Below are 12,530 nucleotides of genomic sequence, written 5' to 3' on the forward strand. Positions count from 1 at the left end.
AGGACTTCAGTGAGCGCAAGCAACGGCGCAGGTAATTCGGGGAGCCAGACGGGCTCCTCCGCGGCGCGCCCGGCCACCCGGTTCCCCGCGCCCCGTCCGCGTGCCCAGGCCGCTGGCGGGGCCACCACGAACGACCGTCCCGCGTCGGGCCAGGCCGGCGGCGCCACGCCCCGGCCCACCGCCGGGGCGCGCCCCAGCGCGCCGGCAGGTCGTCCGGCTCAGGGGCAGCGTCCCACCGGGACTCGTCCTCAGCCCGGCTTGGTGCGTCCGACGCCGAAAGCGAAGGTCCGCAAGGCGCGGCTGCTGATCTCCAAGGTCGACCCCTGGTCGGTGTTGAAGATGAGCTTCCTGCTCTCGGTGGCCCTGGGCATCATGACCGTGGTCGCGGCGGTCACGCTGTGGACCGTCATGGACGTCTCTGGGATCTTCAACCGGGTCAACGATCTGCTGGGCCAGATCCTCGGCACCGAAGGCGGCGGCGGCTCCTTCCGGGTCGAAGAGCTCGTGACCATCACTCAGGTCGCGGCCTTCGCCACGATCATCGCGGTGGTCAACGTGGTGCTGCTGACCGTGCTCTCGATGCTCGCAGCAGTGCTGTACAACCTCTCTGCCTCCCTGGTGGGAGGCGTCGGCGTCACGCTCACCGACGACTGAGCGCTCTCGGACCGGCGATTTGGTCCGGTCGCTGAGAGCAGGGTAATGTGTAGTGGTCGCCCTCGCGGGGGCGGCAAATCAAAAACAAGGTGTCCGGGCGTATAGCTCAGGCGGTTAGAGCGCATCGCTGATAACGATGAGGTCGGAGGTTCAAGTCCTCCTACGCCCACCCCGGACTCCAAGGAGGGAAACATGAAACGTCTCGTCTTTATGGCTCTCTCCGTGGCGGGAATCCTCGGCTATCGCCAGTGGCGACGCGCCGAGGACACCCGGCAGGTCTGGTCCCAGGCCACAGATTCGCTCTGATAGCCTGAGGAACACCTTTGGGGGCATGGCGCAATTGGTAGCGCACCTGCTTTGCAAGCAGGGGGTTAGGGGTTCGAGTCCCCTTGCCTCCACCAAAGGCCAGATCGAGAAGCTCCCCACACCTCAGGTGCGGGGAGCTTCTTCGTGTCACGGGCCAGTTTCACGGCCCGGCGGGCTCCCATGTTCGCGGTGGCCGTATGCGATCTGGTTCCTTGGCGCGGGTACGCTATAGTCTCGAGCTAACAGATCAATCGAGAGACTGAAGAGGTGCCTGACACAGGTGTACGAGTTACCAAGCGCAGCACACCGCCGACGATATCGTCCCGCGGGTGCTGCGAATGCAGGGCCAGCTGATCGCCGTGGACACACCCGGGTGGTGACCCGGTGATCGAGATCCTGCTCCTTCTGCTGGGCATCCTGGTAATCCTGGTGATCATTGCCGCCAACGGCTACTTCGTGGCCCAAGAGTTCGCCTACATGTCCGTGGACCGCAATAAGCTGCGGGCGCTTGCGGCGGAAGGCAATAAATCCGCCAAACGTGCGCTCGACGTCACCGGACGCACCTCCTTCATGCTCTCCGGAGCACAGCTGGGCATCACGGTCACCGGTCTGCTCGTCGGCTATGTCGCCGAACCCCTGGTGGGCGAGAGCCTGGGCGCCCTGCTGGGCGGCGTCGGCGTCCCGGCCGCGCTCGGGATCACGGTGGGCACCGTCATCGCGCTGGCAGTCTCCACCATCGTGCAGATGATCTTCGGAGAGCTCTTCCCCAAGAACTACGCCATCGCCAATCCGACCCCGCTCTCGCTGGGCCTGGCACGCTCCACGAAGTTCTATCTGGCCGCATTCGGCTGGCTGATCTGGATCTTCGACGTCTCGGCGAACGCGCTGCTGAAGCTGCTGCGCATCGAACCGGTGCACGATGTGGAGTCCAGCGCCACGGCGAAGGACCTTGAGCACATCGTGACCAGCTCGCATGAGAGCGGGGACCTCGCCGAGGAGATGTACCTGACCCTGGATCGGATCCTGGACTTCCCGGATCACGATGTCGAGCATGCCATGATCCCCCGATCACGCACCGGTCTGATCCATCCGGACACCACGCTGGGTGAGATCCGTACCCTCATGGCGCAGGAGCACACCCGCTACCCGGTGGTCGACACCCATGACGAACCGGTCGGCGTCGTGCACCTGGTGGATCTGCTCGGCACGAAGTTCACCGATGCAGCGCCAGCCACCGAGATCATGCGCGCCCCGGTGATCGTCCCGACTCTGATGCCCCTGCCCGAGGCCGTGCGCGCGCTGCGCGATGCCAATGCCAAGCTGGCCTGCGTCATCGACGAGTACGGCGGCTTCACCGGTGTGGTCACCATGGAGGACCTGGCCGAGGAGATCCTCGGCGAGATCACCGACGAGCACGACGACGAGGAGCCCGCCGGCATCGAGAACGTCGGGGAGAACCACTGGCGCATCGACGGCGATCTGCATCTCGATGAGGTGGAGCGCGTCATCGGCCAGGACTTCCCGGAAGGCGACTATGAGACGCTCTCCGGGCTGCTGATGTCTCAGGAGGGGTCCCTGCTCACCCAGGGCCAGGAGGTCCGCATCGACCTCCCGGCCGATCCCGCCGACTACGGCGAATCCTCGCCCCCACAGCGCTGGGTCGACATCACGGTGCTCAGCGTGGACCGCCACGTTCCCGAGTCGGTGCACCTGCGACTGACCGAACACTTCGAGGAGGAACGATGAGCGACTGGCTGATCCCCACCGTGGCGACCATTGCGATCATCGCCATCTCGGCCTTCTTCGTGATCCTGGAGTTCGCGCTGCTCGCCGCCCGCCGCCACCGGCTGGAGGAGGAGGCCGAGCACAGCCGTTCGGCCCGGGCCGCGCTGCGCGGGCTCAACGAGCTCACCGTGATGCTTGCCGGAGCCCAGCTGGGCATCACCGCATGCACCTTCGCGCTGGGTGCGGTGAGCAAGCCCGCCGTGGACTACGCGCTGACCCCGATCTTCGAGTCCTGGAACATGCCGCTGTGGGCCGCAGACGTGCTCGCCTTCGCCCTGGCGCTGTTCCTGATGACCTTCCTGCACCTGGTGGTCGGTGAGATGGCCCCGAAGTCCTGGGCCATTGCGCATCCGGAACGGGCTGCGAAGCTCATCGCGCTCCCGGCACAGGTGGTCCTCTGGGGCTTCCGCCCGCTCCTGCTCTGGATCAACGGCATCGCCAACCGTCTGGTCGCGGCCAGCGGCATCACCCCGGTGGACCGCGCAGCAGCCGGTGGCTACGACTCCGACACGATCCGACACCTGGTGGAGTACTCCACCCAAACCGGGACGCTGGATGAGGCATCGGCCTCGCAGATCTCCCGGGTCATCGACCTGGAGACGCTCACCGTGGATGATGTCATCGCGGGACGCACCCGACAGGAGACCACGACGGTGCCGGCCACAGCCACCGCGGCCGATGTCCAGGCTGCGGCCCAGCGCACCGGGCACCTGCGGATCCTGATCATCCCCGAGACCGGGGCTAACCCGCTGGTGGTCCACGTCCGGGACACGCTCACGGTCGGCCCGGAACATCCGGTGAGCGATCTGGCTCGACCCGCGCTCGTCGTCTCCTCCGGCGCCTCGGTCTATGACGCGTTCCAGACCATGCGGGCGGCCGGGGAACAGCTCGCGGTGGTCTATTCCGAGGGCGCCCCGGCCGGAGCCATCACCTGGAACGACATCCTCAAGCGGATGTGGCCCACGATGGAGGAGCAGTGGAGCGAGTCAGAGGCCGCTGCCGACTCCCGTGCGCAGGGCAGCTCCGCTCGACGCTAGCCCGCACGTCTCAGGCGCCTCACTCTGAGGCTGCCGAAGCAGCAGGACGACGCCGGACCCACAGCCTGTGGGTCCGGCGTCGTTGTATCTCCCGGAATGACCCAGATCTCGAGTTCTCCACAGGGTTTATCCACAGTGTGCATAAGTTACACAGCTGTGATTCCCGAGGTCAGAGCGCTATCCACAGGAATCTGTGCATTGTGCACAAAACTGTGGATTAGTCCTGCACAGCCTGGGGACCATCACGCCGGGCAGCCCCCGCAGGGCCCAGGCGCGCTCCAGGCAGGTTCCCCGCCGGGGTGCGTGCCGGGTGCATGTGGGTTTCCTGCGCGGTGCATCGGGGATTCACGAATAGGGATTGACCAGGTTCATGCCCAGCCCGGTCAGCAGCACCAGGACCCCGGCGATGCCGAGCAGTCCGATGCTCTGCCAGCGGGCCCGGCGGCGCGCCTCCTGGCGCCGGTCGCCGGAGGTTCGGGTCGGAGCCTTGGAGATGACCAGGGCGCACAGCGTGCCCACCACGAGTCCCCCGAAGTGTCCCTGCCAGGAGATGCCCGGGATCACGAAGCTGATCACCACGTTGATCCCGATCAGGGTGAGGATCCCACCGGTCTGCGAGCCGGTGGCACGCATCAGGACGAACAGCGCCCCGAAGAGTCCGAACACCGCACCGGAGGCTCCAAGCGTGGGGGTCCAGGCGGGGGTCAGGAAGAGCACCGCGACCGAGCCGCCCAGAGCCGAGAGGGTCAGCAGCGCGATATAGCGCAGCCCACCGAGCGCCGGCTCGATGGCACGGCCGATGAACCAGAGCGCGAACATGTTGAAGAGCAGATGCATCGCATTGTTCGGAGAATGCACCAGTGCGGAGGTGAGCATCCGCCAGGGCTCGAAGAACCAGGCGGAGGTCTGCACCGGGGCGTACCAGAGAGCGCCGGTGACCGGATCGGGATTCGCCCCGGTGAGCGTGCCGCCGAGCAGCTGCAGGCCGAAGAGCAGGACACACAGCCCGATGAGCGTGAAGGTGACCACGGGGCGCCGGTCCGGGTGCAGCACGGCGCCGAACTGGGAGCGCGCGGGGGGTCGGCGTCGTTGGAACTCGTCCTGAGCTCTGCTCAGGCAGTCCACGCATTGAAACCCGACCGGGGCCTCACGCAGGCACCCCGAACAGGCCAGCCTCTCGCAGCGTTGACACGCCACGGTGGCCGGCCTGTCCGGGTGCTTCGTGCAGAATGTTGCGTCGATCGTGCTAGATCCTCAGAGCTTCTTGATGTCGATCTTCTCGATGACGACATCTTCCTTCGGACGGTCCCGGTTATCGGTGGGAACCGTGTTCAGGGCATCCACGATCTTCTGCGAGGCAGGATCGGAGACCTCACCGAAGATGGTGTGCTTGCCCTGCAGCCAGGTGGTGGCCACAGAGGTGATGAAGAACTGGGACCCGTTGGTGCCGGGACCGGCGTTCGCCATGGCCAGCTTATAGGCGGAGGTGAAGTCCAGCTCCGGGTGGATCTCGTCGCCGAACTTATAGCCGGGACCGCCGACGCCGAGGCCGAGGGGGTCCCCGCCCTGGATCATGAAGTCGGAGATGATCCGATGGAACACGGTTCCGCTGTAGAGCGGGGTGTCGACCATCTTCTCGCCGGACTCCGGGTGGGTCCACTCGCGCTCACCGGTGGCGAGCCCGACGAAGTTGTCCACGGTCTTGGGAGCGTGGTTCCCGAAGAGCTCGACGAGGATCTCGCCCTGGGAAGTACGGATAGTTGCCTGATGTGTTGCGATAGCACTCATGAATCCCATTCTCTCACTCTTGGTGGCGTGCAGTGCCAGGGGCAGGGATGATGAAGGGATCGGCAGGGCCATAGCAGCTCACGCAGAGACCACGTAAGCTGAAGCCAGCAACCGATCCGAGTTCGGAGGACATGCATGTTCGGCAAGAAGAAGAAGCGCAACCACAGCTGGGAGCACCTGGTGCTCGCGGGGGTCGAGTCCGCACGCGATTGGACCGCCCCGAAACTGGGAGCGGCGGCAGACTGGGCCGAAGGCACCTACCGCAAGGGTGCCCCGAAGGTGCACGATGCCTCGGGCCGCGCATTGACCGCGGTCAATGACAGCGCCTCGGTGGCGGGCAAGAAGATCAAGGAATACTCCTCGGTCGCCGGCGGCGGCATCTCGTCTCAGTACGAGAAGCTTCCTCCGCAGGCCAAGGCAGAGGTCTCCAAGATCCTGGCGAAGTACGACACTGCCAAGACGCAGTTCACCTCGGAGTACGTCCCGGCCACCTCGGCGAAGCTGGGCGGCTATGCGGACAAGACCGCGAAGCTGATCCACCGCGCCGAGCTTGATCCTCGCGTGGAGAAGGCGCTGATCAAGGCCACCGGTGACAAGAAGATCGTCAAGAAGCTGCGCAAGAGCTCCGAGCGCTACGCCAAGGATGCTGCCAAGACGCTGAAGAAGCCCCAGCGTTCGAACAGCCGCAAGAAGGGTCTGCTGGTCTTCGGACTGGTGGCCGCGGCCGTGACGGCAGGGGTGGCCGCATGGCGCGCCAGCCAGCCGGTGGAGGATCCGTGGAAGAAGCCTGCGCCGGTCACCCGGCCCGCCGCCTCCTCCACGGCAGCTCCCAAGCCGGTGACCTCGGCCCCCAAGCCGGCCGCAGCGGCTCCGAAGCCAGCTGCCCAGGGCGGTTCGGCTGCGCCGAGCACCGTCGCGGGGACTCCGGCCGCGGCGCCGAAGGCGAATCCCGACGCCCCCAAGAGCTCCGGTGCGCCGGAGTCCAAGGCGGGCCCCTCGGGAGTCACCAACGTCAACGCCCAGAACGCCGATGAGGCCAAGGGCAACAACGTTCCCTCACCGAAGCCGGCCACCTGAGCTGAGCCTCGACTGAGAACGTAGCGACACGGGAGCGGACCTGGCGATCATGCCAGGTCCGCTCCCGTGTGCGCGGTGGTGTCGTGGTGTGCGCGGTGGTGTCAGCGGATCGGGTTCAGCGTTGCGGCCTTCTCCGCCGCGCCCGTCTGCCCCATGGACTCGAGCCAGTTGCCCAGCATCCGGTAGCCGCCCTCGGTGAGCACCGACTCCGGGTGATACTGCATGCCCCACAGCGGTGCCGTGCGATGCGCCAGTCCCATGATGACTCCGTCCTCGGTGCGCGCGGTCACCTCCAGCACGGCCGGAATGGTCTCGGGGGCCACGGTCAGGGAATGGTAGCGGGTCGCCACGAAGGTCTCCGGCAGCCCGGCGAAGGAGACGTGCCCGGTATGGGTGACCGGGGAGGTCTTGCCGTGCATCAGCTGCTCGGCATGGGTGACCGTCGCGCCGAAGGCCTCACCCAGCCCCTGATGTCCCAGGCAGACCCCGAGCATCGGTTCCTGGGCCTCCGCGCACCACCGGATCAGCTCCACGGAGACTCCGGCCTCACCGGGGGTGCCGGGGCCGGGGGAGATCAGCACGCCGTCGTGCTCGGCCGCGAGCTGCTTCGCGGCCTCGACCGAGAGATCGTCGTTGCGGATCACGGTGGCCTCGGCGCCGAGCTCGCGCAGGTATCCCACCAGGGTATAGACGAAGCTGTCGTAGTTGTCGATGACGAGGATTCGGGCGGGGGTGTCACTCATGTGGGGGTCCCTTCGCCCCGGCTGGTTGCCGGGAAGGTCAGCGATTCAAGCGTGGAGTCATTGAGCGGGCTGTACTGGCTCAGCCACGGGAAGACGAACTGCATCAGGAGAAATACGATACCGGCCAGGATGCTCAGGGCGAGCAGGATCTGGACCAGCAGGGGGCCGGGGAGCGAGCGGAAGAGCCAGGCGTACATCTCAGGACCCTCCCTGGCGCAGCGCCGCCGGAGCCTCGGCCGTGAGCGGGGCGAAGTCCACCAGCTCGGCGTGGGTGATCAGACGCTCGCGGTTGGAGAAGAGCGGGTGACAGGTGGTCAGGGTCAGCAGCGATCGGTCAGCCTCGGCCTCCGGCTCGCCGGGGACCGGCAGGATCACCTCGGAGTCCTGGGGCAGCACCACATGGGTCTCATAGACCTCATAGGTGTAGTAACCGTCGGGCGACTCGACGTAAACCTCATCGCCGGGGGTGAGACGGTCCTGATCGCGCAGCACGTCACCATAGGTGAGCCGGTGCCCGGCCACCGCGAAATTCCCCGCCTCACCCGGGAGCTGGGTGTCCGGATAGTGTCCCAGCCCGCCGGTGTTCAGCGTCTGGTCATCGACGCCGGAGCGCACCGGCGCTGACCAGTCAGCACCGATCGCGGGTGCATAGATCACGGCCATCGCGCCGGACTCCACGGCCGCCATGTTCTCGGGACATGCCGCATGCTCCCCGGTGGGAAGCTGCGCACAGTCCTGCGAGGACTCCGAGGACTCTGAGGGCTGCCCCTGGGCGGCATCGCTGTCCAGCTGTTCGATCCGGGTATGGAACTCGCTCTCGATCGCCTGGGCCTCCCGGTTCGCGTCGAGTCCGGTCCACCAGACCTCCCAGACCACGAAGAGCAGTCCCAGCACGCCCAAGGTGATCAGCAGCTCCCCGGTGACGCCGAGGATTCGGGCGCCGATGCCCCGGCCGCGGTGTCCCGACATGAATCCTCCGAAGGCTGGGTGGGGCGAGCATCACACGCAAACGGTAGAATGGCACGCAGACCACGGCCGGGACCTCAGGCAGGCACGACCGTGACACCAGGATACCGAACCGGGATCCACGCCAGATCCAGAGGGGACCGAACCGACGTGGCTGAGTCCAAGCACCGCAAGAACCGCCGGACGCGCGACAAGACCGAGACCAAGAAGTCTCCGCTGAACGACGCCGATCCCAAGAACGTCAAGGACCTCGACCTCGAGGATGAGTCCCTGCCCCTGTGGTACCGGGCGACCATGATCGGGCTGATGATCCTGGGCCTGCTCTGGCTCATCGTCTGGTACATCACGCAGGGCGCGGCCCCGGTGCAGGCGGCCGGCGGCTGGAACGTCATCATCGGCTTCGGCATCACGATGGTCGGCTTCTTCATGACGATGCGCTGGAAGTAGATTCGGCGACCGTTTCTCACCTCCGCCGGACGGCTGGCAGGACCCAGGTCATGGCCGGCGAAGCGTAAGGCCTAGCGGGGTCGGCGGGTCGCCGTCGTGCGGGCCTTGCGGGTCAGCTCATCGATCGGCTGGGCCGAGCCGGCCGGGTCGATCTGCGGCTGGATCTCCTCGGCGTAGCGGTTCTGCACCGCGGTGGCGATCAGGAAGTCCGCGATCGCGGGGTTCTTCGGCAGCAGCGAGCCGTGCAGATAGCTGCCCACGATGTTCTTGAAGCGCGCGCCCTCATAGGAGTCCTTGGCGTTGTTCCCCTCACCCTTGGTGACCCGGGCCAGAGGCTGGACCCCCGGGCCGAGGTAGGTCTGACCGGAGTGGTTCTCGTAGCCGAGGATCTCGCCGAACTCCTTGGACTCGGCGACCACATTGCCGATCAGCCGGGTATCGGTGCCCTCGGTCCTCAGATCGAGGATGCCCACTCCCTTGATCTCCCGGCCCTCGCGGGTGCGGAAGGAATGCCCGAAGAGCTGATAGAGCCCGCAGATCATCAGCATCGGCGTGCCGCTCTGCGCCAGCGTGTGCAGCCGGTCCCCGATCCGCAGCAGGTCCTGCTGGATCTTGTCCTGGCCGCTGTCCTGGCCGCCGCCGCCGATGACGAGGTCGACCTGTTCCGGGAACTCGTCCTCCGGGTCGTAGCTGTGCAGGATCGGCTCATAGCCGCGCCACTGCAGCCGCCGCTGCAGCACCAGCGCATTACCGAAGTCCCCATAGATGTTCATATCCCGGGGATAGAGCTGGAGCACGTGGATCGGCTTGGACTCAGCCATCAGAAGGCCTCCACTTCGGTATAGGCGCCCAGCCGCTTGCGCAGCGCGAGCATGGCGGTGTAGGTGCAGAAGATCCGGGCCGGCCTGTCGGGATTCTCATCCAGGAAGCGGGTGAGCGCGAGCGTGAGGTCAGGCTCCACCGCGTCGAAGTCGACGTCGTCGTACTTCAGCCGCAGGGCCATGTCATAGGCCCGGACGCCGGAGACCATCCGCACGCCCTGCTCGGCGAGCGAGGCGAACTCCACGTCCCAGAGCCAGCTCATGTCCCGGCCGTCGGCATAGTTGTCGTTGATCGCGATCATCGTGGCGACGCCCTCGGCCGCGAAGGAGCTCAGCCCCAGCCGGAACCCGGAGGGGTTCTTCACCAGCACAAGGTCCAGCGGACGCCCCTGCACGGTGAGGCTCTCGCCTCGCCCGAAGGCGGGGGAGACCTTCGAGAGCGACTCGATCAGGGCCCGGGGGTCCACGGTCTCACCCAGGGCCTGGCGCACCACCGCCAGCGCGGCCGCAGCGTTGAAGGTGTTGTAGGCGCCGTTGACGGTCAAAGACGTGCTCACCGACTCGCCGTCGAGGGTGAATCGGCCGCCGCCCTCGGTGAGCTCCTCCAGGACCACATCGGCATGCGGGTGCTCCGCCGTTCCCGCGGGCCCGGAGTGGAAGTCGTCATCACTGGGGAAGTGGCCGCGCAGGGATTCGCTGAGACCGAAGTAGTCGACCCGCTGGGTGTCCAGGGTCTCGGCGATGGCCCGGACCCGGGGGTCCTCACGGTTGAGCACCACCGCCTCGACCGTGTGCGCGGCGATGGTGCGCAGCATCCCGGCGGTGGTGTCGATCTCCCCGAAGCGATCCAGCTGATCGCGCATGACGTTGAGCAGCAGACTGTGGTTCGGGCGGACCGCCTTCACGAAGTGCACCGCGTGAGCCTCGTCGAGCTCGAGCACCGCGATGTCGGCGTCGAGGGTGCCGGTGAGCTTCACGTCTTCGAGGATGGAGGCGACGACGCCGCGGGTGAAGTTGGACCCGCTGCGGTTGGTGAAGACCCTCAGGCCCTGTCCCTGGAGCAGCTCCACCACCATCTTGGTGGTCGTGGTCTTTCCGTTGGTCCCGGAAACCACGATGACTCCACGCGGGAGCCGGTGCAGCGTCCGGGCGAGGAAATTCGGGTCCAGCTTCTCGACGACCAGTCCCGGGAAGGCCGAACCGCCGCCGCCGCGCAGCTTCGTCACGGCGCGCGCCGCACGTCCGATGAGCACTGAGCTGGCCGAGCCCAGGGTCGTCCCAAGGGTTCGCGGTGCGGAGGAGAGTCTCGACATGGCGCTGATTATTTCATCTCATTTCTGGGGTGCCGCGCAGATCGATGCCGCGTGGTGCTCGACGAGCGGGTCTGGGAGCTGGTCATGCGGGAGTTTCTGGAGCCCAACGGCGGCTCAATCCTCGTTGTTGCCGTCGCCGTCGCCGTTGCCGTTGTTGCCGTTGGAGCTCCGATTGTTGTCACCGGAGTCTCCGCTGGCCTCGCCCGAGCTGTCCGGGGACTCCTCGGCCTCGCCGTTGGATCCGCCTTCGGCCTCCGGAGATTCCTCCGCGGGAGACTCCTCCGGTGCTTCGGAGGCCTCCTCCTCCGCGTCTGTGGCCCCATCGCCGGACTCGTCGTCGCCGTTGTTCTCCTCCTCGTCCTCCGGGCTGGGAGACGGAGTGGGGGACGGGCTGGGGGACTCCTGGTCGCCGTCCTCGGAATCCCGATCGGCATCGCTGCCGGTGTCCGGCTCGGGAGCCTCCTCCTCTTCCGGCGCAGGCGCTGGCTCAGGCTCCGGGGCGACCGCGACGACCAGCGTGACGGTGGAGCCCTGGGGGATCGCGTCTCCGGCGACGACGGAGTCGCCGCCCACCCGTTGACCCACGACGGTGTCCTCGGCGTAGTCGGTGCGCTCATCCTCCACCGTGCTCACGCTGAGCCCCAGGTTCTCCAGGATCGACTGCGCCTCGGCGCGAGTGCGGTTGAAGACTCCAGGCATCTCCACCAGACCGGTGGAGAGCACCAGGTTCACCTCGGATCCCGGCTCGACCGAGGACCCGGCGTCCGGGTCGGTGCTGATCAGCAGGTCCTCTTCGATGCTGGGATGGTTCTCCTCGCTGATCTCCCCCACCTCGAGACCCACCTCCTCAAGGGCGTCGCGGACCTCCTCCTCGGTGGATCCCTGCAGGCCGTCCGGGACGCGGACGCTCTGTGGGCCGGTGGAGATGTAGAGCACCACGGCGCTGTCGGGGTCCACCGCGGTCTCGGCCTCGGGGTCCGTGCGGATCGCCAGGTCTGCCTCGACCTCCGGATGGGCCTCGGTCTCCACCGTGGGATTGAGGTTCAGCGCGGTGAGCTCCTCGCGCGCCTCCTCCTCGGTCATCCCGGTCACATCGGGGATGGACACCTCGGGGTTGTCGAGCATGTTCATCAGCGCCCAGGTGCCGCCGCCGGCCAGGGCAAGGATCAACAGGGCCCAGACCAGGATGAGTCCACCGCGACGCCGCCGCGGCCGCTGCCGAGGCTGCTCGTCGTCCTTATAGAAGTCTGGGTCCTCTGGGGTGCGCGCCGAGAGCTGGCCGTTCAGCGGGACCGCGCCGGCGGCGAGGACCTGGTTGAAGTCCTGCCGGCCGCCGATGGCCGCCATCGCCGCAGTGGGGTGCTCCTCGTCGTCCACGCCGATGCCGATCAGCGCCTTCTGGATGGCTTGATCGAACTCCTCCGCGGTCTGGAACCGCAGGGCCGGGTCCTTGGTCAGCGCCTTGCCGACCACGGATTCCATCGCCGGGCTGATCCGGTGGTTGAAGTCCCTGACCATCGGCGGTGCCTCGCGCACATGCTGGTAGGCCACCGAGACCGGGGACTCGCCCTGGAAGGGCGGACGGTTGGTCAG

At 66.9% G+C, this 12,530-nt stretch carries 14 protein-coding genes and 2 tRNA genes; 8 read left to right on the forward strand and 8 right to left on the reverse strand.

Annotated elements, in window-relative coordinates:
- Window positions 1–9 precede the first annotated feature (9 nt).
- The 6 genes from I2487_RS15305 to I2487_RS03200 all read left to right on the forward strand — a co-directional run bounded on the left by I2487_RS15305 (window position 10) and on the right by I2487_RS03200 (window position 3,782).
- A complete protein-coding gene (locus tag I2487_RS15305) occupies window positions 10–654 on the forward strand; it encodes a DUF3566 domain-containing protein (protein ID WP_207170246.1) in 645 nt (214 codons plus the stop codon).
- 95 nt (window positions 655–749) lie between these two features.
- Window positions 750–823, forward strand: a tRNA-Ile gene (locus I2487_RS03185).
- A 23-nt stretch (window positions 824–846) separates the two neighbouring features.
- Window positions 847–960 carry a DLW-39 family protein gene (locus I2487_RS15310; protein ID WP_218624164.1) on the forward strand — a complete coding sequence of 38 codons (114 nt, stop codon included), beginning with the start codon at window positions 847–849 and terminating at the stop codon, window positions 958–960.
- A 19-nt stretch (window positions 961–979) separates the two neighbouring features.
- Window positions 980–1,055: transfer RNA gene (locus I2487_RS03190), tRNA-Ala, on the forward strand.
- A 289-nt stretch (window positions 1,056–1,344) separates the two neighbouring features.
- Window positions 1,345–2,706: a CNNM domain-containing protein gene (locus tag I2487_RS03195; RefSeq protein WP_207170247.1), complete on the forward strand. Its 1,362-nt coding sequence runs from the start codon at window positions 1,345–1,347 to the stop codon at window positions 2,704–2,706.
- Entirely contained in the window at window positions 2,703–3,782 is a 1,080-nt protein-coding gene (locus I2487_RS03200; RefSeq protein ID WP_207170248.1) for a CNNM domain-containing protein, read from the forward strand. The genes I2487_RS03195 and I2487_RS03200 overlap by 4 nt, the downstream gene beginning before the upstream one ends.
- Window positions 3,783–4,127: 345 nt before the next feature.
- On the opposite strand, the gene I2487_RS03205 is transcribed toward I2487_RS03200, so the two are convergent.
- Window positions 4,128–4,907: a rhomboid family intramembrane serine protease gene (locus I2487_RS03205; RefSeq protein WP_345941318.1), complete on the reverse strand. Its 780-nt coding sequence runs from the start codon at window positions 4,905–4,907 to the stop codon at window positions 4,128–4,130.
- Between the two features lie 129 nt (window positions 4,908–5,036).
- Window positions 5,037–5,570 (reverse strand): peptidylprolyl isomerase, encoded by a 534-nt coding sequence (locus tag I2487_RS03210; protein ID WP_207170249.1) that lies wholly within the window; start codon window positions 5,568–5,570, stop codon window positions 5,037–5,039.
- A gap of 135 nt (window positions 5,571–5,705) precedes the next feature.
- Between I2487_RS03210 and I2487_RS03215 the strand changes: the two genes are divergently transcribed.
- A complete protein-coding gene (locus I2487_RS03215; protein ID WP_207170250.1) occupies window positions 5,706–6,647 on the forward strand; it encodes a hypothetical protein in 942 nt (313 codons plus the stop codon).
- 101 nt (window positions 6,648–6,748) lie between these two features.
- Here the strand turns inward: I2487_RS03215 and I2487_RS03220 are convergent, their stop codons facing one another.
- From I2487_RS03220 to I2487_RS03230, 3 genes are read right to left on the reverse strand one after another with little or no spacing between them, the layout of a single operon-like run.
- Entirely contained in the window at window positions 6,749–7,390 is a 642-nt protein-coding gene (locus I2487_RS03220; protein ID WP_207170251.1) for an aminodeoxychorismate/anthranilate synthase component II, read from the reverse strand.
- Entirely contained in the window at window positions 7,387–7,587 is a 201-nt protein-coding gene (locus I2487_RS03225) for a hypothetical protein (RefSeq protein WP_207170252.1), read from the reverse strand. The genes I2487_RS03220 and I2487_RS03225 overlap by 4 nt, the downstream gene beginning before the upstream one ends.
- Before the next feature lies 1 nt (window position 7,588).
- The gene (locus tag I2487_RS03230) at window positions 7,589–8,359 is read right to left on the reverse strand and encodes a class E sortase (RefSeq protein ID WP_207170253.1); all 771 of its coding nucleotides are present in this window, start codon (window positions 8,357–8,359) and stop codon (window positions 7,589–7,591) included.
- Between the two features lie 147 nt (window positions 8,360–8,506).
- On the opposite strand from I2487_RS03230, the gene I2487_RS03235 reads away from it, so the two are divergent.
- Entirely contained in the window at window positions 8,507–8,803 is a 297-nt protein-coding gene (locus tag I2487_RS03235) for a cell division protein CrgA (RefSeq protein WP_345941319.1), read from the forward strand.
- A gap of 71 nt (window positions 8,804–8,874) precedes the next feature.
- Here the strand turns inward: I2487_RS03235 and I2487_RS03240 are convergent, their stop codons facing one another.
- The 3 genes from I2487_RS03240 to I2487_RS03250 all read right to left on the reverse strand — a co-directional run.
- Window positions 8,875–9,624, reverse strand: coding sequence for a type 1 glutamine amidotransferase (locus tag I2487_RS03240; protein ID WP_207170255.1), 750 nt, complete (start codon window positions 9,622–9,624; stop codon window positions 8,875–8,877).
- Window positions 9,624–10,937, reverse strand: a complete 1,314-nt coding sequence (locus I2487_RS03245; RefSeq protein WP_207170256.1) for a Mur ligase family protein — start codon at window positions 10,935–10,937, stop codon at window positions 9,624–9,626. Before I2487_RS03245 ends, I2487_RS03240 begins: the two co-directional genes overlap by 1 nt.
- 114 nt (window positions 10,938–11,051) lie before the next feature.
- Window positions 11,052–12,530, reverse strand: a 1,479-nt coding sequence (locus I2487_RS03250) for a PASTA domain-containing protein (RefSeq protein WP_207173009.1), incomplete at its 5' end; no start/stop codon positions are given.

The sequence above is a fragment of the Nesterenkonia sp. E16_10 genome, assembly GCF_017347085.1.
Taxonomy (GTDB): domain Bacteria; phylum Actinomycetota; class Actinomycetes; order Actinomycetales; family Micrococcaceae; genus Nesterenkonia.